The organism is Paraburkholderia sp. Tr-20389 (assembly GCF_017104565.1).
GTDB lineage: Bacteria > Pseudomonadota > Gammaproteobacteria > Burkholderiales > Burkholderiaceae > Paraburkholderia.
Window position 1 is genome coordinate 20001 of sequence record NZ_JAAGPD010000047.1, and the last position, 20407, is coordinate 40407.

The window sequence follows — 20407 nt, forward strand, 5'->3', positions numbered from 1 at the left end:
GCCCTCGCGCGCGACGCTGCGCCGGGCTGTGCGCGCTATCCGCCCAGCGCGGCGAGATTCAGTTGATACGAGCGCCCGATCCATGCCGCCGAATCGCGATGATCGCGCAGCGCGTCACCCGTGTTCGGATGAAGGAAGACGTCGAGCGCGCCGTGATTGAGCGCGAGCCATTCGAACAACTCCGCGAACAATGCGGAATCGAACTTCAGCTGATACGACCACATCGGATGCGGACCGACGGGCCGCTCATGAAAACGCCCTATTTCAAGGCGTTCGCCGAAGCGCGCCGCGATGGTTTCGCGCAGCGCCCACGCGGTGTCGCGTGTCGCCTGATCGAAGTACACGTGTGCGTGCCAGTTGGCGACTGCCGTCATGATCGGTTGCGGCCGTGGCCGCCCTTCGTTGCAGGTTGTGCGATGTTCATCATAGGCCTTCAGTCGAGGTATGAACAAATCATCGGCTGTTATCGGCTGATACGCGCTTCGATCGCGCCGATCAGCCCTTCGATCCAGTCGCGCAGCCCCGCATTCGACAGCGACACGGGCAGCGAGCGCGCAATGATTCCATACACCTGCTTGCGCCGGATCTTCGACACTTTCGCCGGCTCCAGCCAATGTGCGTTATCGACCAGCAGCAGCATCGTTTCGAGCCCGATCACGATCGGCCACACGCAGGCGAGCCGCAAGCGCAGCGAAAAACGCGGAATCGCCAGCGTGTAGTCGAGCGCCGCGCGAAAGTGATCGAGCGATTTGCGCACGAGTTCGTGCATCAACGGTTGCGCGCGCGACGAAGCCTGCGGTTCCAGCAGAAGCTGCGGCGTGAGCCCGAAACGATCGAGCATTACCGAAGGCAGATAACAGCGGCCGATCCGTAAATCCTTGCCGCAATCGCGCAACACGTTGGTCATCTGCAGCGCCTTGCCGAAGCGCACGCCGCGTTCGAGCATCGTCGCGAAATCGGTCTTGAGCGTGCCGGGCAGATGCGCATACGTCATCTTCGTCCAGAACTCGCCGACGCAACCCGCCACCAGATACGTGTAGCGATCCAGCTCTTCGTATTCGCGCAGCGCAACAATCTGCCCCGAGCGCTCATCGGGAAACGTGCGCAAATCGAACTCCATACCCGTCGTCAGCGTCGTGACGATCTCGCGCACGGCGGCGCGGTCGGCGGCGTCAAGTTGCTGAAGCACGTCGAGCGCGGGCGCGATCGATTCGAGCAGGACCTTTTCATCCGACTGCGTCTGCTGCCCTGCCACTTCGCTCGCCAGACGCCGCGCGAGTTCGCCATCGTCGGTCGCGCCGTTGACCTGCTCGCGCAACGCGAGCAGCAGCGCGAGACGCTGTTCGGGCGGAATCAGCGCGGTATCGGCGATCGTGTCCGCCGCGCGCGCGAGCAGATACGCGAGACCGATCGGATCACGCATGCCGGCGGGCAGAATGCGCAGCGTCAGATAGAAGGAACGGGACACCCCTTTGAGCAACGGACCCAGCAAAAAGGCCCGAGTGGAACTGGACATGAGTTGAAATCGAATGGTGTTGATCGGCGTTGGGCACGAGGCCCGAAGCTGGACGGTTCAGCGCTGCCGCATTGTATCCGGCATGCGCGCGCTCAGGCCGCAAACGCGCGCCGTGACGGTTCGATGAAGCGTGCATAAAGCCACACGAAGCAGCGGGTCAACGCACATTGCAAGCGCGTTTTGCAAGCTTTCCTGCTACAATCCAAAGCCTCAAGCAGTCGTTCTTCATCCACTCATTCACCCAAGGGAGGCGTTCAATGCACGCAACGTACATCGCAGTCTCTCGCGGGATGCCACGACGCTTCATCAGCTCTCCGAGCTAGGTTGCCGTCCGCGCTGGCACGCAGCAACGCAACAGCCCGCGCCTTGATCAGACTACCGGTTTTCTTTGTCGCCGCCGCACGTTGGCGGGCATCGGTCGTCCGTTTCCGGATCTCCTGACTGGATAGCGCTGCGCCGCTTCGCGCCGCAGGCTGTGACACATGGCTAGCAAAAAACTCGACTTTGGCGCGCAAGCGTTCAGAAGCGTTCTCGGCTTCACTTTCAATCACTGGCGCAGGCAGCCGGTGCGCGTCGCGGGCGTCGCGGCGTTCGCGCTGATGGCCGCCTTCGCCGACGTGCTGACCCCGCTCTTCGCGGGCCGTCTCGTCGATGCGCTCGCGTCGGGCAGCACGCTCGGCAAGGAAGCCGCTTCGCATCCGGCGCTGACAGCGTTCGGCGTGCTGATCGCGCTCGGCATCGGCGGTACGCTGCTGCGGCAACTGGTGTATCGCAGCATCATCGTGATGACGCTGAAGATGATGAGCACGATCTGCGCGAACGCGTTTCATCGCGTGCAGCGCTTTTCAACCGACTGGCACGCGAACAGCTTCGCGGGCTCGACGGTGCGCAAGATCACGCGCGGCATCTGGGCGCTCGACCTGCTCAACGACACGCTGCTGATCGCGCTGCTGCCGTCGCTCGTGATGCTCGCCGGATCGACGGTGCTGCTCGGCATTCACTGGCCCGTGATGGGCGCGGTGGTCGGCCTCGGCTCGCTGCTGTATGTGGCGGTGACGGTCGCGCTGTCGCTTGGCTACGTCGCGCCTGCCGCACGGCTCGGCAATCTGTGGGACACGCGCATGGGCGGCGCGCTCGCCGACGCCGTCAGCTGCAACGCCGTCGTCAAGGCGTTCGGCGCGGAAGAACGCGAAGAGGCGCGGCTCGAACGCGTGATCGGCAAATGGCGGCAGCGCACGCGCCGCACGTGGCAGCGTGGCACGACCAACGGCGGCGTGCAGGGTGCGATGCTCGCGCTGATGCAGGCCGCCATACTCGGCGCTGCCCTGCTGCTATGGCTGCGCGACGAAGCGAGCGTCGGCGACATCACGTATGCGCTGACCACGTTCTTCGTGCTGCAAGGCTATCTGCGCGACGTCGGCATGCACGTGCGCAACCTGCAACGCTCGGTCAACGACATGGAGGAACTCGTCGCGCTGGAGCGCGAGCCGCTCGGCATCGAAGACAAGCCGGGCGCGCGCTCGATCGATATCGAGCACGGCGAAATCCGCTTCGAGCACGTGACGTTCCGCTACGGCGCGCAGCGCACGGCCCTGTACAACGACTTTTCGCTGCGCATCGCGCCGGGCGAGCGGATCGGTCTCGTTGGCCATTCAGGCTCGGGCAAGACCACGTTCATCAAGCTGATCCAGCGCCTGTACGACATCGACGAAGGCCGCATCACGATCGACGGGCAGAATATCGCCGACGTGCAGCAGGCATCGCTGCGCCAGCACATCGCGATCGTGCAACAGGAACCCGTGCTGTTCCACCGCTCGCTCGCGGAAAACATCGCGTACGCGCGGCCGGGCGCATCGTTCGACGACATCGTGCAGGCCGCGAAGCTCGCCAGCGCGCACGAGTTCATCAGCGCGCTGCCGCACGGCTACGACACGCTAGTCGGCGAGCGCGGCGTCAAGCTGTCGGGCGGCGAGCGCCAGCGGGTCGCGATCGCGCGTGCGTTCCTCGCTGACGCGCCGATCCTGATCTTCGACGAAGCCACGTCGAGCCTCGACAGCGAAAGCGAGGTGCTGATCCAGCAGGCGATGGAACGGCTGATGGTCGGACGCACGACGCTTGTCGTCGCGCATCGTCTGTCGACCGTGCGCGCGCTCGACCGGCTGCTCGTGCTCGACAAGGGCCGCGTGGTCGAGGAAGGCAGTCACGAGCAACTGATCCGCATCGACAACGGCGTGTACCGACGGCTCTTCGAGCGTCAGGCGCTGGAGTTGACCAAAGGTTTGCTCGACGACGGCCCGGCTCGCACCAGCGCGCGTTTTGCCGGCGATCCGAGTCTGATCGCGGGTAAGTAACGCGTTCGGCACGACAGGGCGGTCCGCGCTTTCGGATCGCCCTTTTTCACGCGCCGACGCAGCTTGCTATCATCGGCGACTCAATGTATCAACGTTTCAGCGAAGCTCATCTCGCGCCGCTTCGAGGCAACCCGACCATGACACTGCACATCGATACGCCGCTTCTCGAATCCCAACCGCTCAGCCATGCACTCGGCCGCCGCGTGCTGCTGAAAATGGACGCGTTGCAGCCGCCCGGCTCGTTCAAGATTCGCGGCATCGGCTATGCGTGCGAACAGCATGCAGACCAGGGCAAGCGGCGTTTCGTGTCGTCGTCGGGCGGCAACGCGGGCATCGCGGTCGCGTATGCGGGCCGCGCGTTGTCGATCCCCGTCACCGTCGTCGTACCGCAAAGCACGGGCGAGCGCGCGAAGGACCTGATCCGTCTGCAAGGCGCGGACGTGATCGTGCACGGCGCGACCTGGCAGGAAGCGAATGCGTTCGCGCTCGAACAGGTCGGTCCCGATGACGCCTACCTCCACCCATTCGACGATCCGCTGCTGTGGCACGGCCATGCGTCGATGATCGACGAAGTGGCGCGCGCGGGCGCAAAGTTCGATGCCGTCGTGCTGTCCGTGGGCGGCGGCGGGCTGATGGCGGGTGCGATCGAAGGCTTGCGCCGCAACGGTCTCGGCAACGTGCCCGTGATCGCCGTCGAAACGGAAGGCGCGTCGTCGCTGGCGCAGTCGGTGCGGGCGGGCAAGCGGATCGAATTGCCGGGCATCACGAGCGTGGCGACCTCGCTCGGCGCGAAGCAGGTCTGCGAGCAGGCGTTCACGCTCACGCAGACGCATCCTGTGGAATGCGTGGTGGTGTCGGATGCGGAAGCAGTGAATGCGTCGCGCCGTTTCGTCGACGATCACCGCGTGCTGGTCGAACCCGCATGCGGTGCGAGCCTGGCGCTCGTCTATCGGCAGACGCCGGCGCTGCAACGCTTCGGCAGCGTGCTCGTGATCGTGTGCGGCGGCGCCGGCACGACCATCGAGCAGCTGGAGCGCTGGCATCGCGAGATGATGTGAGCGCCTTTACGACGCGACACGCCCGTCTCGCCAGCGGTCAGATCACAAAGCGGCGATCAGCGTCTCGACGCCGCGCAGATTGTTCCGCCGGCGCCACTGCAACGCATCGAGATTCGTGAGCCGCAGTTGCGGCACGCGCGTCATCAGCTTGCGCAGCGCGATTTCGAGTTCCATCATCGCGAGACGCGCGCCAAGGCAATAGTGAATACCCGCGCCGAACGTCAACAGATGGCCTGACGCCTCGCGGCCGATATCGAGCGTATCCGCCGCGTCGAAACGCTCCGGGTCGCGATTGGCCGAGCCGAGCAGCATGAAGACGATCGAGCCGCGCGGCAGGGTCTGTCCGCCTACGTCGATATCGTCGAACGCCGTGCGCACGACCATCTGCACGGCCGTGTCGTAGCGTGCGCATTCGGCCACCGCCTGCGGCACGAGCGACAGGTCGTTCTTCAGCCGCTCAAGCTGGGCCGGATGGCGATGCAACGCGATCAGCGCGTTGCCGAGCATGTTCGACGTCGTCTCGTGTCCCGCGACGAACAGCAGGATCGCGTTCGACACGATTTCATCTTCCGACAGCCGCTCGCCGCCCTCTTCCGCCTGGATCAGCGACGACACGATGTCGTGGCCTGGCGCGGCACGGCGCTCCGCGATCACCGCGCGGAAATACTGTTCGAGGTCGAGCGCCGCCTGGTTCGCGCGCGCGAGCGCCTCGGGCGACAACGGCGCCAGGTCGAAGGCCGACACCAGCAGGCTGGCCGCTTCGCCGAAACGCTCGCCTTCCTCGACGGGCACATCGAGCAGGCGGCAGATGATCTGCAACGGCAGCGGCATCGCGAACTCGCTCACGAGATCCACTTCGCGCTTGCCTTGCATCGCGTCGATCAGGCTGTCCGTCGTTTGCTCGGCGATCGTGCGCAGCGTTTCGATCTGCCGCGCATTGAACGCCTTCATCAGCAGCGCGCGCAGACGCGTGTGCGCGGGCGGATTCATCATCAGGAACGTGCGTTCGAGCGCCTGAAACACGGGCTGCTCGCGCGCCGTCTCGCCGTAGCGCGCGACCACGCTGGGCATGTAGGTCTTGCCCATGCGGCGATCGGGCAGCAAGGCATCGATCACGGCATGGCGGCCCGTCAGGAAGATGCTGGGCGCGAGCGGCACGAAGGCGCCCGCGCCGCGGATGCCTTCGTAGAACGGATAAGGATCGTCGAAGTACGCTGGGGACGAGAGATCGGTGAATTTCATGCTGTGTTGCGTGGGCTGGAAATGGTTAAACGTTCGATGTCAGCCGAGAGGATACAGCCCACGTACCTGAGCGTGCAGACGAGCGAGCCCGAACAGCGCGTTCGCATACGGCGTGTCGACGCCCGTGAGCTTGCCGAGTTCGCACACGGCGCCGACCAGCGCATCGAGTTCGACGGCCTTGCCGGCCTCCACGTCCTGCAACATCGACGTACGCATCGCGCCGAGCTTGAGCGTGACGGCGTGGCGATCTTCCGGCGCCTGCTCGATGGGAATGCCGAAGCGCGCGCCGATCGCTTTCGCTTCGAGCATCACCCGCGTGACGAAGTCGCGTGCGAGCGGGTCGTTGAGGATCTTGTCCGTGGTCGCGCCCGTGATCGCGCTCATCGGGTTCATCGTCATGTTGCCCCACAGCTTGTACCAGACGTCGCGCTGGATCTGGCCGGATGCCGTGGCGTCGAAGCCCGCCTTGCGCAGCAGTTCGACGAGCGACGCCACGCGTTCGCTCGCGCGCCCCGTCGCTTCGCCGACGATCAGCCCACGCCCCTGATGATGCGCGACGACGCCGGGCGCATCGACGCGGCAGCTTGCATGCACGACGCATCCAAGCGTGCGTTCGGCGGGAATCGCGGCGGCGATCGAACCGTCGGGATCGACGGAAGCGAGACGCGCGCCCGCGAATTCACCCTGCAAGCCCGCGCAGAACCACCACGGCACGCCGTTCATCGCCGTCAGGACCACCGTATTCGCGTCCAGCAGCGGCGCGATATGCTGCGCGACGGCGGTCATGCCCGGTGCCTTCACCGCGACGATCACGAGATCCTGCGCGCCGAGCGCGGCCGGGTTATCGCTCGCCTGCACGGCGACCGTGTGCATCTCGCCGTTCTCGACGAGGCGCAGACCGTGTGTGCGCAATGCATCGAGCGTCGCGCCGCGCGCCACCACGCTCACCTCGCAGCCCGCCTGCGCGAGCTTCACGCCCATCCATCCGCCGATCGCACCCGCGCCGTAAATGCATACCTTCATCGTTGTTGTTCCTTAGTTCTTGTAGCTCGCGTCGATCGTATCGACCTTGCGCACCAGCGCATCGAAAACGTCCTGACCCGCACCGTAACGCGTGTCGAATTGCAGCGCATCGCGCGAACACTGTGCGGCGATCGCTTCCGGCACGGGCCGCGCGCGTCCCATCGCGAACGTCGCGACCTGAATTTCGCAAGCGCGGTTCAGCGTCCACAGAAACGCGAACGCTTGCGGCAGTGTCTTGCCCCACGCAAGCAGGCCGTGATTGCGCAATATCACCGCTTGCCGGTCGCCGATGTGCGCCACGAGCCGCGGCCCTTCTTCGGCATGGATCGTGATGCCTTCGAAGTCGTGATACGCAATGCGTTCGTGCAACTGCGCGCTGTAGAAGTTGGTCTGCTGCAGACCGTCTTCCGAACACGCGACGGCGACCCCCGCCGTCGTATGCGTGTGCATCACGCAATGCGCATCGGGGATGCCTTCGTGCAGCGCTGCGTGCACCGTGAAGCCGGCGGGATTGACGGGATACGTCGAACCGTCGAGGATGCGCCCTTGCGCATCGATCTTCACCAGGTTGCGCGCGGTGACTTCACTGTAATGCAGGCCGAATGGATTGATCAGGAACTGCTTCGCTCCGCCCGTCACGCTTTCGGGTAAGCGCACCGTGATGTGGTTGTAGATCAGCTCGGTCCAGCCCAGCATATCGAAGACGCGATAGCACGCGGCCAATTGAACGCGTGCCTGCCATTCGTCGGGATGCATCGTCGCCGTGTTCGGTTCGTCTCGCTCCATGATCTCCATGGTGTGTCTCCTTATCGGCGTCTTACGGACGCGCGCCGGGTCCGGCGACGGCGGCAATCGCCGACGCGACATACCCGACGTTGCCGCGATTCAAACCCGCGACGCACATGCGGCCCGAACGCAGCAGATAGATGCCGTGCTCGACGCGCAGCGTTTCGACCTGGTCGGCAGACAAGCCCGTGTAGGTGAACATGCCGACCTGCGCGATATAACGCGCGCGCATCACTTCATCGACGCGTCCCGCGAGGCCTTCGTGAATCGCATGACGCATTTCATGAATGCGTTCGCGCATCACGCGCAGTTCGTCGTCCCACGACGCGCGCAGCTTCGCATCGCCGAGCACGCCGGCAACGAGCCGCGCGCCGTGCATCGGCGGGTTGCTGTAGTTCGCGCGGATCGTGAACGTGAGCTGGCCCAGCACGCGCTGCGCTTCCGCGGCGTCCTTGCACACGACGCTCAACGCGCCGCAGCGCTCGCCGTACAGCGAGAAGTTCTTCGAGAACGAGTTCGCGACGATCATCGGCACGTCGGCATCGGCCAGCATGCGCACGCATGCGGCATCTTCTTCGAGGCCGTCGCCGAAGCCCTGATACGCCATGTCGACGAAGGCGATCAGCTTGCGACGCTGCAGCACGGGCACGAGTTCGCGCCACTGCTCCTTCGTCAGATCGACGCCCGTCGGGTTATGGCAGCACGCATGCAACAGCACGATACTGCGCTCGGGCAACGCGTCGATCGTGTCGCGCATCGCGTCGAAGCGCAGGCCGCCCGTTGCATCGTCGTAGTACGGATACGTGTTGACCGTATGGCCCGCCGCTTCGAACACGACGCGGTGATTCTCCCAGCTCGGGTCGGAGAGCCACACCTGCGAGCCCGCGAAGTGGCGCTTCAGGAAGTCCGCGCCGACCTTCAGCGCGCCCGAACCGCCCACCGTCTGCACGGTCGCGATGCGGCCCGCGGCGCGTGCTGCGCTCTCCGTGCCGAACACGAGCGCCTGTGCGGCGTCGCGATAGGCGGGCAGGCCCGACATCGGCAGATACGAGCGCGGCGTGCCCTGCGCGACGACCGCGGCCTCGGCTTCGCGCACCGACGACATCACGGGCAGTGTGCCGTTTTCGTCGAAGTAGATGCCGATGCTCAGATTGACCTTGTTCGTGCGCGGATCGCGCTGGAAGTCTTCGTTGAGGCTCAGGATCGGGTCGCCGGGATAGGCAGGAATGTGTTCGAACATGGTTGTGTCTCTGTCTGTGTGTGCTGGATGTTTCTCTGCGAGAGGTCGTGAGGCCATCTTGCGAGACCATGACTCGCGGCGTGCGCATCAGTGTGTCGAAAAGCGCGCGTTGTCACAATCAATCGATTTTGATTGATTCGTAAGTTTCGCTTTAGAATCCGCCGATGGCCCTCACACGCATCACCATACGCCAATTCGAGGCGTTTCTCGCGATCGTCGACCAGAACGGCATTGCCGCGGCTGCGGAACGGCTCGGGCTGACTTCGTCCGCCGTGAGTCAACTGCTGGCCGAACTCGAGCGCGAACTGGGCTTTCGTCTGTTCGATCGAACGACGCGGCGTGTGAGTCTTTCCACGGCAGGCCGCGATTTTCTCCCGTCCGCGGAATCCGTGCTGCGTCACCTGCGCGCGGCCGAGCAGACGGCAAGCGACATCCGCAATCGCGCAGCGGGCATCGTGCGGGTGGGCGCGCCGCTCGTGCTCGCGAGCACGGCGATTCCGTATGCGATCGCGGGCTATGCGCAGGAGAAGCCGAAGGTGGTGGTGCGCGTCGTCGATACGGATGTCGAGCAACTCGTGGAGCGCGTGGCGAGCGGCGACGTCGATCTCGCCGTCGGTCCCGATCGCGCGACGGGCGACCGCGTCCAGCGCACAGCGATCTTCCGGAGCCCGTGGGTGCTGTGGTGCGCGGAACAGCATCCGCTGGCCCGCCGGCGGCGCTTGCGCTGGCAGGATCTGCGCGGCACGCCCATCATCGCGACGGGCCGCGATCACGAAGCGAGCGTCGCGCAGATGCTGGCCGACCAGCCGTCGGATGCACGCATTGCGCCCGTCGAAGTCGTCGACAACGTGACGACGGCATTCGGACTCGCCGCGCAGGGACTTGCCGTCACGCTGGCGCCCGCGTATGTGAAGCCGCTCGCGCAGACGTTCGGGCTCGCGATGCGGCGCGTGGTCGAGCCGGAGACGATCCGCGAGGTGTGCATCTATCGTCCCGTCGACCGTTCACTGTCGCCGCCCGCCGATGGCTTCGCGGAATATCTCGGCGTCAGCCTCAAAGCATGGGATCGCGAGACGCAAGGCGCCTCGGGCGGGAAATGAAAAAAGCGCTGCGCCTGGTGAGGGCACAGCGCTTTTCGTTTGAACAAGTGGCCGCGTGAGCGTGGTCAGGCAATACTGCGGCGATTCACACCGGCGGCCTGCTTCACGAGCCGCACGATACGTGCGGTACGCCGCGCATGCACCGTCGCCTGAATCGCCGCTTGCGCCACCTCTTGTGCCCCGGCTTGCGGCACATCGACCTTCGGCAACAACCGCCCGCCGATCCATGCCCGTACCGTCTTCCACGCGATCAGGCCGATCACGACATTCGCTGCAATGAACAACGCGACAGCAAGCCATTCAATCTCGCCTGCTGCACCGCGCTCGACCATCCGCATCGCGAGCGTCGGCAGTGCAGCGGCGCCGAACGTGAACGCCCAGTAAGACGGCGCGAACGGCTGACGGCGAATCCACGGCAGCAGGCGCATCATCAGCAGCGCCTGATAGATGCCGTAGCCGAGCAGCGCAAACGCGAACAGGTCCGGCGCGCCGTGCGTCACGCTCATATAGGCGACGCCGCCCACCACGGGCGGAGCGATCTGAATGCCGAGCAGCGGACGTTGCGCTTCCGGCAGTGGGCTATGCACGGCGGCCCGATGCAGGATCACCGATTCGATCGCGAGCCATGACAGCATCCCGGCGCCGAAAAACAGCATCCCCACCTGCGGCCAGCCGAACGATGCCGCCGCTGTCGCCGCGACGAAGCTCGGTGCGACGGCGGGCAGGTAGATTGCGGGCGTCGTCAGTTCCGGGTTGCGGCCACCTTGCCAGAAACGCCCTTGCAGATGCATGCCGAGCGCGAGCTGCGCCACCGCAGCGATGGCGAACACCACGAGCGCTGCCGTATGCGAATAGTTGAGCAGCGCGTTGGCCGCGAGCAGGCTCGACACCGGCCCGAGCGCCACGAACGACGATTGCAGCGGATGCTGCCATTCCGCTCGGGCTTGCGAGCGCTGTACGTACCACTTGCGCGCATAGGCCGCGAGCACGATGACCCACACGGCGAGCGCCGCGAACGTCAGCGTATCGACGACACCAGCAGGCACATGCCAGATGCGCGCCGCGACGCGCCAGGCGTTCGCGAGCGCCAGTGAACCAACGGCAATACCGAAGAATGAAGCAGGCATCACCGGATCGTTTGTCTTCGCTTGCATGTCAATCTCCCGTGTTGCGCGCCGCGGACCGTGCTGCATGCGATGCGCCGATGGAGCGAACTTTACGGGCGATACCCGTGCACGCGAATGCCGCAAAGGCTCGACACGATGCTCGATCGGATCATTGCGGCCACCGGATGGAACAGCACGTCTCGATGAGCCGATCGAGCAGAAATTCGAGCCGCGCGAGCATTTGCGGCGGACGGAAACGCTCGACGAAGCGGCCGCCGTGCGCGCATTCGCGCATGACTACGGGATCCACTACCCGCTCTATCTCGCGGGCATGGGCGGAATCGCGACGATGCTTCGCGAAGGCGATACGCGCGGCGCGGTGCCGTTCACCGTGGTCTACGACGGCAACGGACGCAAGGTCGGTTCGATTACAGGCCTCGCGAGTCCTTCACAACTCGAAGCGCTGCTCGCGGTGGCGATTGCTGCGACTTCCGTCGAGCATTGAACGCGCGTGTCGCTTAGCGCATGTCGTCGCCTGTCTGCGGCGTGCAGTCGAGCGAGGTCGATTGCAGCTTCGCGCGCACGCGCGACATCGTCTCAGGCGAATCGACGAGCACGGCGTCCATACGAAGACACGCGGCCTCGCGATAGGTGGCTTCATCGTTGACCGCGAACGCGATCAGCCAGGTATCCGCGGCGCGGCGAAAGCACTGCACGGACGCCGGCGTCCACGTCCGCGCCGTGAAGGTGGAGCGGCCTTCGCCAAGCGTGAAGCGCTCGATCAGTTCCACCTTGCGGCCCAGTTCGAACCCGGCGCGCGTGCCGGCGCGAGGGGCATCGCATTGCCCCGTCAGCGCGACGCCGAAAAGCCGCTGACGCGTCGCATCGCGCGACTCGAACACACGCGCCTGCGGATACCGTGCGAACGCGCTCTGATAATCGGCTTCCGTCGAATAGATCGTGACGCGCGGCCATGCGTTCAGCGCATCGAGCACGCGTGCGACCGCATCCGCCTGCGGCGCGGCAGGCAACGCCTTCATGTCGAGCACGACGGGCAGGTTGCGCGGAATGAGCCGCAGCGCGTCTTCGAGTGTCGGGATGCCGACCGGCTTTGCTCGATACGGTTTGACGCCCGGCGCTTGCGGCGCTTCGAACTGCCAGCCCGCGTTGACACGCGCCAGTTCGGCAGCGGTGCGGTCAGCGACGGGGCCGCTCGCATCGGTCAACGCGGACAGGTCCTTCGGACGATACAGCACGGGCACGCCGTCCCGGCTCAACTGAACGGTGAGCCAGATGACGTCGGCGCGGTGCGCGAGCGCGCCTTCGATCGCGGGCAAGGTGTTCTCGGGATAGTCGGCCGTCCCCCCGCGATGGGCGATCAGCGCGGGCAGCGTTGCGCCGCTGCTCGCGTGGGTCGGCGCCACGGCGGGAGAAGTCGTACAGGCGGGAAGCCCCGCAAGAAGCGATACCGCAACAACCAATACAGATGTCCGCATCCCGTGCATGAGTGTCATGGCGTGAAGGTTTGCGCCGCGCGTGCGTGGGCGGCATGGCAGTGCGTCATGGTAGACGCGCCCGCTGCCCTGCGCGCAGGATGCGCAAGCGTCGATGACACTCGTCAATGTACGGGGCAGATCGATGCGCGGCGACGATGCATCACGCGGGATCGCGCGAGGCCGCCATCTGCACGAGGACTTTCGCTTTCGCGAGCGGCTCGACGAGCGTCGCGTCCAGCCCATAGCCTTCGACCAGCGCGCCCGTCACGTCGTCGATCGCCAGCCATGTGACGCGCGCGTCGTCTTCCCACACGAGCGCCTTCAGCGGCAGCAGCAGCCCGGCGCATGCATTCGCGTGCATGACGGGCGTGCCACCCTTCGGATTGCCGAATACGATCAGGCGCGTCGGCCGCAGCGTCATGCCGACCTGCGCGGCGGCGTCGGCCTGGTCGATATCGACGAAGATCGTCATGCCCTTGTCGGCGAGCAGGCCGCGCAGCCGCGCGACCGTGATCGAAAAGCCATGCTCGCTTCTGAACGTCGCAACCGACGCGGGAAATTGTGCAGCGACAGTCATCGCGGAACTCCGGTGAGGGCATTCACCGCAGTGTAGTCATTGCGTCGCAACAACAGAAGCGGACGCTTGCGCGGCGAGTGCCCGGAAGTTCTCCGGCGTCGCGAAGGCGAGGTACTGCGCCTGCATCTCGGGCGTCAGCACTTCGATCAGCGTGCTGTTTTCGACCCACAGCTCGATCACGTCGAAGAAGTTGTTGCCGCGCGTGCAGCGCACGGCTCGCCAGCCTTCGCGCTCGCCGATCGCGATCACCTGCTCCGCCGACAGCGGCGACGCAACAGCCATATGGAAGCCGCTGTATTGCGCGCGCGAGCCCGTCATCGATGCGAGCGGCTCGCGTGTGTCGCCGGGCGTGAGCGTCATGTTGCTCGGATAGGTCTCGATGATCGTGCCGCGATCGTCGCCGGCGACGGCCATCCATGCGCCTTCGAAAGGCGAAAACGGCGCGGCGAAACCGCCCCACACTTCGGCAAGGGTGCGCGCGACGCGCTCGGGGTTTTGCGTGGGAATGGACGCATGAAAAATCATCGAAACTCTCCAGGTGACGCGGTGAACGACGCTCGGGCGCGGTGACGGGTTCGGCGCTCGCGTGCCGCGCGTTCTGTTTGTTCTCGTGGTTCTTATCGACGCGCGCGGCATGGGCAAAGCCGAGGGTTGCTGCATGCGCCAGGTATGCAGCGGGCAGTACGGTGAGTAGTAGAACGGGATCGTTTCGCCGCGTTTGAAAACGCGGCAACGGTATGAGCAAAGCGCCGCGTGAGCACGCAGCATCGATCGTCATGCTAGAAGCGCAAGACAGCGCCACCAATCGGGAGTTTTACCAACAGCTTTCGTTTCGTCCGACGAGTCGCTTCTTCGCAAGCTCGCGGCAAGCCGAAAAAAAACCGCCCGCCATGGCGGCGGGCGGCGTGTCTACTAATTACGCAGACGTGCAGCGAGCGTTAAACGGCCATCACGGTAACGGCCTTCGTCACGAGATACGCTTCCATCGCTTCCGGTCCACCTTCCGAGCCGTAGCCCGAATCCTTCACGCCGCCGAACGGCATTTCCGGCGTCGGCGTAGCGGGCTGGTTGATCCACAGCATGCCGACTTCGAGGTTCTGCGACAGCAGGTGCACGTTGCGGAACGACTTCGTGAATGCATAGCCAGCGAGGCCGAACGGCAGACGGTTCGCTTCGGCGATGGCGTCCTCGATCTTGTCGAAGCCGCGAATCGCGGCAATCGGGCCAAACGGCTCGTTGTTGAACACGTCGGCTTCGAGCGGCACGTCCGTCAGCACGGTCGGCGCGAAGAAGTTGCCTTCCGAGCCGATGCGCTCGCCGCCTGTCGCGACCTTCGCGCCCGTCGAGCGCGCGTTGTCGATGATGCTGGCCATCGCCGTCAGACGGCGCGCGTTCGCGAGCGGTCCGAGCTGCGTGCCTTCGGCGAGGCCGTCGCCGACCTTCAGGCCTTCGGCGTGCTTGACGAGGGCCGCGGCGAATTCTTCGCGGATGCTGTTGTGCACGAGGAAGCGCGTCGGCGAGATGCACACCTGGCCTGCGTTGCGGAACTTCGCGCCGCCCGCTGCCTTGACGGCGAGCGCGACGTCGGCGTCTTCCGCGACGATCACGGGCGCGTGGCCGCCGAGTTCCATCGTGGCGCGCTTCATGTGCGAACCGGCCAGCGCGGCGAGCTGCTTGCCGACGGGCGTCGAACCCGTGAACGTGACCTTGCGGATCACGGGATGCGGAATCAGATAGCTCGAAATTTCAGCGGGGTCGCCGAACACGAGGCCGACGGTGCCACCGGGCACGCCCGCGTCGACGAACGCCTGCAGCAGTTGTGCGGGCGATGCGGGCGTCTCTTCCGGCGCCTTGACCAGGAAGGAACAGCCGCTTGCGAGCGCGGCGCTCAGCTTGCGGACCACCTGGTTCACCGGGAAATTCCACGGCGTGAACGCGGCGACGGGGCCGATCGGCTCCTTGATGACGAGCGATTGTGCATTCAGATTGCGCGACGGCACGACGCGGCCATACACGCGACGGCCTTCGTCGGCGAACCATTCGATGATGTCCGCCGCCGACAGCACCTCGATGCGCGCTTCGGCAAACGGCTTGCCCTGCTCCTGCGTCATCAGGCGCGCGATGTGATCGGCGCGCTCGCGCACGAAGCCGGCGGCCTTGCGCATCGTCGTCGCGCGCTCGTTGGCGGGCACCTTGCGCCACGCTTCGAAACCCTTCTGCGCGGCTTCCAGCGCGCGGTCCAGATCGGCCTTGCCCGCGTGCGCGACCTTGCCGATCGGCTTGCCCGTCGCGGGATTGACGACGTCGAGCGTCTTGCCGCTGGCGGCGTCGCACCACTCGTTGTTGATCAACAGACGGGTATCGCTGTAGCTGCTGGAGGTGACCATGCTGATTTCCTGTGTTCCGGATTGGGAAGACGCCGGGAAACGGGCGGGATCACCGCGCGCGCCCCGGCAAGGAGATGCTGAGAGCGTCGATGTTAACTGATTGCTGGAATTCTCACCTGGTAATGGGAATTTTCTTACTTTGATTCAGCCCGACAGCGCGAACGCGATGCCCTTCTTAAAAGGCGTGAAGTGCTCCGCCGCGTGCAGCAAGATCGAACGCGCCATGCGGGCGGGCGGCGAGCAGTTCGTATAGATGTCGGTGACCAGCCGGGTCATCAGATAGAGCGGGCGAGTGGCGCGACGGTGACGCGCTTCGTAGCGCTGGAGCACGGCCTCGCGCGCGATGTCCTGCCCGTTGCGATGCGCCGCCAGGATCTCGCCCGATAAGGCCTCGACGCCCATCAGCCCGAAGTTGAAGCCGTGCGCCGTGACAGGATGCATGCCGACGGCCGCATCGCCGACGGTCGCGAAGCGTCTCGCCACGAAGCGCCTCGGGTAGACGGAAACGAGCGGATAGACGTGGCGCGTGCTCGCCAGATGCATGCTGCCCAGCCGCCGTTCGAACCGGCGCTCGATGTTGCGGCTGAATTCGTCCGGCGCCATGTTCGCGAGCGCATCGGCTTCCCGGCCCGGCAACGTCACGACGATCGACGACCGATGCGCGCCCGTGTCCGGCTCCGCATTCATCGGCAGCACGGCCAGTGTCTGGCCGAAGCCGAACCATTCCCATGCGACGTGATGATGGGGCTCGCTGTGCGTCATGCGGCAAACCAGCATCGATTTGCCGTGATCGTGCATGTTGGCCGGGATGCCCATCTGGCGGCGGGTGGCGGAGAAACGGCTGTCGGCGGCCACGACCAGACGCGAAACCACGCTGTTGCCGCTCTCCAGTGTCACGCGTCCGGACGTCGACCCGGTTTTCACGCCGCTGACTTTCTCCGCCGCCATCACCGTGATGTCGCCGTTATCGGCCATGCTCCGCTGCACGGACCTCCATGCGGCCTGCCGGATCAGATGATTGGGCACCAGCCAGCCCAGTTCGGCATGAATGCCCAGCGAGTGACCGATCTCGAGCGCCTCGGGCGATGAACCGTTGAAAATCTTCGCATCGCGGAGTTGCGACTGCGCGTCCTCGCCGATGATCTGCCACAGGCTGAGCCGCTTCATGATCGCGACGGACTTGTGCGACAGCGCGATTTCGCGCCCGTCGAAGGCCGGGGTTTCGAGTTCGCGCAGCGGCTGCTGATCGATCACGACGATCTTGAGGCCGCGGCCGCTCAGCGACCGCGCAAGGCACAAGCCGGCGGGGCCGGCTCCGACGATAGTGACGTCTGTTTCCATGTTTCGATGATGGTGTGAACAATCACGGCATGCGCATCGGCACGCCGGCACGGTTGTCTATTGCGGGGGAATCGATATCGCCGGCAGCAACGCCAGATAGCAGCGCTCCAGCGCTCGCAATTCGGCTCGATGCGTTTGCGCGAGGGTCGACAGCACCTCGTTGCCCGTCCGCAGCAGATGGACTTCGACCTTGCGACGGTCTTCGTCGTTGGTCTGTCGCCGCACCAGCCCCAGCGCCTCGCAGCGCGACACGAGCGCGACGGTTGCGTGATGACGCGCCTGCAGCCGCTCGGCAAGTTCGCCGACGGTCGCCCAGTTGCGCCCCGGAAACCCTTTCAGATGCAATAGCAACTGATACTGAAGCGCCGAGATGCCTTCGTTGCGTGCGGCCTGTTCGGAGAAGCGCTCGAAGCATCGCAGCCGGTATCTGAATTCGGACAGCCGCTCGAAATCGGTTTTCGCCAGTTCGCGTATGCGTTCGTTCACGCCGGATACCTTCGATGCACGTCTTAAGTCTTCTGAACACGGTCGGTCGTGCCGGCGTGCGGCTCGCGTTCCATCGCGTAGATGGCAACCTGCACGCGGCTCGTGAGCTTCAGTTTGCGCAGGATGTTGCGCACATGGATCTTCACCGTGCTTTCGGCGAGATCGAGCGTGCGTGCAATGTCCTTGTTGCTGGCGCCGCGCGCGAGTTCGCTCATGATGTCGCGCTCGCGCATCGTCAGCGACTCCGCTGTGTCGTCGTTGCGCACGGGAGCGGGCGGCGGGCGCCGCATCTGCGCGACGAGCTTCGCGGTCATATCGTCGGCGATCACAGGCTGGCCGGCAGCCGCCTTGCGGATAGCAGCCGCCAGCACGTCTGCCTCGATGTTCTTCAGCAGATAACCGCACGCGCCGTCGCGCATCGCGATAGTCAACTCTTCCACCTCTTCGGATACCGTGAGCATGACGATGGCCGTATCCGGCAGATCCTGCACGAGCAACTGCAAGGTTTCGAGCCCCGACAAGCCCGGCATGTTCAGATCGAGCAGGATCACGTCGGGCCGGTACTGCTTCGCGCGCTTGATGCCTTCGACGCCGTCGGGTGCTTCCCCTACCACCTCGAAGTCGGGCTGCCGCTGGAGCAGTGCATGCACGCCGGAACGAAACAGCGTGTGGTCGTCGATCAACAGAATGCGGATGGTCATGGAGGTCTCAGCAGAAAGGGTCGATGTCCTGTCAGGCTGTCTGCCGCGCTTTCTCGGGCACCAGCAGTTCGACGCGCGCGCCATGCCCCCGCGAGCCATCCAGACGCAAGGTCGCATCGATCCGCGCGGCCCGCTCGCGCATGATGTGAAAGCCGACATGCGACTCACCATCGGCGTCGATATCGTCGAGGACATAGCCCTCGCCGTCGTCTTCGACGAGCAGCCGGAAGGCCCGCGCATTGACGATCAGAACGCGCACGTGTTGCGCCTGCGCGTGCTTGCGAATGTTCGACAGCGCTTCCTGCAGGATGAACAGGACTTGCAGTTGCTGGTCGGGCGCCAATGGTGCGCCGCCGTCCTCGCGGTAGTCGAGCGTCACGGGAATGCCCGCCTGCGTGCGAAAGCGTGCCACGGTGTCGTCGACGGCGCGCCTCAGTTCGCCCTCGCCGAGCCGGGTGCGGAAGTTCGACAGCAGTTCGCGGACGTCGTCGTAGCTCTCGCCGACGCCGCCCTCCAGCAGCGGCACGATCTCGTCGATCTCGGCGAGATTGCCTTCGCTCGCGGCGAGCTTGAGGAGATGCACCTGCATCTTGAGGAAGTTGAGCGTCTGCGCGATGCTGTCGTGCAATCCCTGCGCAACCAGATTGCGCTCCTCGGAAACAGCGAGTTGTCTTGCCAGTGCGGCGAGCCGCCGGTTGTTCAGCGCGGTGCCGAGGTGTTTGCCGAGCGTTTCCAGCAGTTTGACTTCCGAAGGCGGCGTCGGCCGGTCGCGGCGGAAATGCAGCGAGAACGACCCGAGCACCTCTCCCTGCGACGTGATCCCGAACGCGGCCACCTCCACGAAACCCGCGCGCACGCAGTGACCCTGCACCGCGTCGAAAGCCGCCGATCGATCCGTCATGTTCCGCACGATCGACACACCCCGGCTGGCCGCTTCCCCGCAGATGCAGTGCTCGGCGGGCATGCACCGCTCGTCGCGAACGAGATTGGCGGGAAGTCCCTCTGACACGACCAGGTGAAGATTGCGGTCATCGGGCGCGGTCAGCCGGACCGTTCCGCCGTCTGCTTCGAACTGGTAGATCAGGCGCGTGAGAAAACCCCGGCACAACGCGTCGACCTCGTCGGGCCGGTTCAGGAAGGCGGCCATCTCGTACAGCATGCCCAGCTCGCGGTTCTGCGCAGCAAGCTCCGCCGTCTTCGCATCGACCCGTTGCGCCAGTTCGCGGTAGAGCGCCTGCAACTCGGCCGCCATGCGGTTGAAGCCGGCGGCGAGGTGACCGAATTCATCGCGCGTGTCGACGGGCAGACGGGCGTCGAACTGCCGCGCCTCGATACGCCAGAGTCCTTCCTGCAGACGCTGCACGGGCACCACGAACCACAGATACAGCATGTAGACGATCGCCACCGTGCCGATGCACGACAGCGCCGCCACCGCCAGTTGCGACAGCCGCAGCCACGCCGTCTTGCGTGCATTCTCCTGTTCGATCAGGCTGACGAGCGCATCGGCGGCCGTGACGAACTGCGTCAGTTGACCGAGGTAGACGGAAGGTGTCGTGGATGCCGCTTGCAGATCCTGCTGCACGGCAGGCTTGAGCTGATTTTGCCAGGTCGTTTCGACGATCCGGAACTGACGGCGGATCTGCGGGTCGTCGGGCAGGAACAGCGGCCGTGCGGGATCGCCTTCGCGCAGACGCGCGAGCGTGCCGTCGAGCTGGCCCATCTGCGCGCGCAACGACGACGCATGTCCGGCGCGCGTTTCGAACAGCGAGATGGCGATGGCATTGGCGCGCATGCGCAGACTGCCCGCGTCGTTGATGGCGGCGCCCGCGCCTTCCAGTTGCCACGACAGCCACAAGGTCCCGCCGATCATGCTCAGCACCAGCGCGAGCGCCACCGCCGACAGCACCACGATGCGCGTCGCGAGACGCTGGCCAGGCGATGGCTCGGGCGGCGCGTCAGGCGAAGGATCGGCGGAGCCGGCGGGTATGGCAGACATT

At 65.3% G+C, this 20407-nt stretch carries 19 protein-coding genes; 4 read left to right on the top strand and 15 right to left on the bottom strand.

Annotation, left to right across the window (positions count from 1 at the left end; translation table 11 throughout):
- Positions 1–35: 35 nt before the first annotated feature.
- Together G3N95_RS32705 and G3N95_RS32710 are read right to left on the bottom strand one after the other, a co-directional pair.
- Positions 36–374 (bottom strand): DOPA 4,5-dioxygenase family protein, encoded by a 339-nt coding sequence (locus G3N95_RS32705; protein ID WP_205974242.1) that lies wholly within the window; start codon positions 372–374, stop codon positions 36–38.
- Positions 375–463: 89 nt separating this feature from the next.
- Positions 464–1516 carry a phytoene/squalene synthase family protein gene (locus tag G3N95_RS32710; RefSeq protein ID WP_205974243.1) on the bottom strand — a complete coding sequence of 351 codons (1053 nt, stop codon included), beginning with the start codon at positions 1514–1516 and terminating at the stop codon, positions 464–466.
- 482 nt (positions 1517–1998) lie between these two features.
- Between G3N95_RS32710 and G3N95_RS32715 the strand changes: the two genes are divergently transcribed.
- Both G3N95_RS32715 and G3N95_RS32720 read left to right on the top strand, forming a co-directional pair.
- Complete coding sequence (locus tag G3N95_RS32715; RefSeq protein ID WP_205974244.1) at positions 1999–3867, top strand: ABC transporter ATP-binding protein; 1869 nt, start codon at positions 1999–2001, stop codon at positions 3865–3867.
- Between the two features lie 137 nt (positions 3868–4004).
- The gene (locus tag G3N95_RS32720; RefSeq protein ID WP_205974245.1) at positions 4005–4925 is read left to right on the top strand and encodes a serine/threonine dehydratase family protein; all 921 of its coding nucleotides are present in this window, start codon (positions 4005–4007) and stop codon (positions 4923–4925) included.
- Between the two features lie 42 nt (positions 4926–4967).
- Here G3N95_RS32720 and G3N95_RS32725 read toward each other — a convergent pair whose 3' ends face one another.
- The 4 genes from G3N95_RS32725 to G3N95_RS32740 are packed head-to-tail and all read right to left on the bottom strand — an operon-like array spanning position 4968 to position 9216.
- Positions 4968–6167, bottom strand: coding sequence for a cytochrome P450 (locus G3N95_RS32725; RefSeq protein ID WP_205974246.1), 1200 nt, complete (start codon positions 6165–6167; stop codon positions 4968–4970).
- A gap of 39 nt (positions 6168–6206) precedes the next feature.
- Positions 6207–7190, bottom strand: coding sequence for a 2-dehydropantoate 2-reductase (locus G3N95_RS32730; RefSeq protein WP_205974247.1), 984 nt, complete (start codon positions 7188–7190; stop codon positions 6207–6209).
- Positions 7191–7202: 12 nt separating this feature from the next.
- Entirely contained in the window at positions 7203–7985 is a 783-nt protein-coding gene (locus G3N95_RS32735; protein ID WP_205974248.1) for a class II aldolase/adducin family protein, read from the bottom strand.
- 22 nt (positions 7986–8007) lie between these two features.
- Positions 8008–9216 (bottom strand): amino acid aminotransferase, encoded by a 1209-nt coding sequence (locus G3N95_RS32740; protein ID WP_205974249.1) that lies wholly within the window; start codon positions 9214–9216, stop codon positions 8008–8010.
- 164 nt (positions 9217–9380) lie between these two features.
- Here G3N95_RS32740 and G3N95_RS32745 point away from each other — a divergent pair, with 164 nt between their 5' ends.
- Entirely contained in the window at positions 9381–10316 is a 936-nt protein-coding gene (locus G3N95_RS32745) for a LysR family transcriptional regulator (RefSeq protein ID WP_205974250.1), read from the top strand.
- Positions 10317–10381: 65 nt separating this feature from the next.
- On the opposite strand, the gene tehA is transcribed toward G3N95_RS32745, so the two are convergent.
- Positions 10382–11470, bottom strand: coding sequence for a dicarboxylate transporter/tellurite-resistance protein TehA (gene tehA / locus G3N95_RS32750; RefSeq protein WP_205974251.1), 1089 nt, complete (start codon positions 11468–11470; stop codon positions 10382–10384).
- A gap of 124 nt (positions 11471–11594) precedes the next feature.
- On the opposite strand from tehA, the gene G3N95_RS32755 reads away from it, so the two are divergent.
- Positions 11595–11927, top strand: coding sequence for a hypothetical protein (locus tag G3N95_RS32755; RefSeq protein WP_241019082.1), 333 nt, complete (start codon positions 11595–11597; stop codon positions 11925–11927).
- Between the two features lie 13 nt (positions 11928–11940).
- On the opposite strand, the gene G3N95_RS32760 is transcribed toward G3N95_RS32755, so the two are convergent.
- The 8 genes from G3N95_RS32760 to G3N95_RS32795 form a co-directional block, all read right to left on the bottom strand.
- Entirely contained in the window at positions 11941–12918 is a 978-nt protein-coding gene (locus G3N95_RS32760) for a glycerophosphodiester phosphodiesterase family protein (RefSeq protein WP_205974298.1), read from the bottom strand.
- A gap of 160 nt (positions 12919–13078) precedes the next feature.
- Complete coding sequence (locus G3N95_RS32765) at positions 13079–13495, bottom strand: DUF302 domain-containing protein (protein WP_205974252.1); 417 nt, start codon at positions 13493–13495, stop codon at positions 13079–13081.
- Positions 13496–13531: 36 nt separating this feature from the next.
- A complete protein-coding gene (locus G3N95_RS32770; protein WP_205974253.1) occupies positions 13532–14020 on the bottom strand; it encodes a hypothetical protein in 489 nt (162 codons plus the stop codon).
- A gap of 413 nt (positions 14021–14433) precedes the next feature.
- Positions 14434–15882: an NAD-dependent succinate-semialdehyde dehydrogenase gene (locus G3N95_RS32775; protein WP_205974254.1), complete on the bottom strand. Its 1449-nt coding sequence runs from the start codon at positions 15880–15882 to the stop codon at positions 14434–14436.
- A gap of 144 nt (positions 15883–16026) precedes the next feature.
- A complete protein-coding gene (ubiM, locus tag G3N95_RS32780) occupies positions 16027–17223 on the bottom strand; it encodes a 5-demethoxyubiquinol-8 5-hydroxylase UbiM (protein WP_205974255.1) in 1197 nt (398 codons plus the stop codon).
- Between the two features lie 57 nt (positions 17224–17280).
- Positions 17281–17709 (bottom strand): helix-turn-helix domain-containing protein, encoded by a 429-nt coding sequence (locus G3N95_RS32785; RefSeq protein WP_205974256.1) that lies wholly within the window; start codon positions 17707–17709, stop codon positions 17281–17283.
- Positions 17710–17732: 23 nt separating this feature from the next.
- Entirely contained in the window at positions 17733–18410 is a 678-nt protein-coding gene (locus tag G3N95_RS32790) for a response regulator (protein ID WP_205974257.1), read from the bottom strand.
- Positions 18411–18441: 31 nt separating this feature from the next.
- Positions 18442–20406 (bottom strand): type IV pili methyl-accepting chemotaxis transducer N-terminal domain-containing protein, encoded by a 1965-nt coding sequence (locus G3N95_RS32795; protein WP_205974258.1) that lies wholly within the window; start codon positions 20404–20406, stop codon positions 18442–18444.
- Between the last annotated feature and the right edge of the window lies 1 nt (position 20407).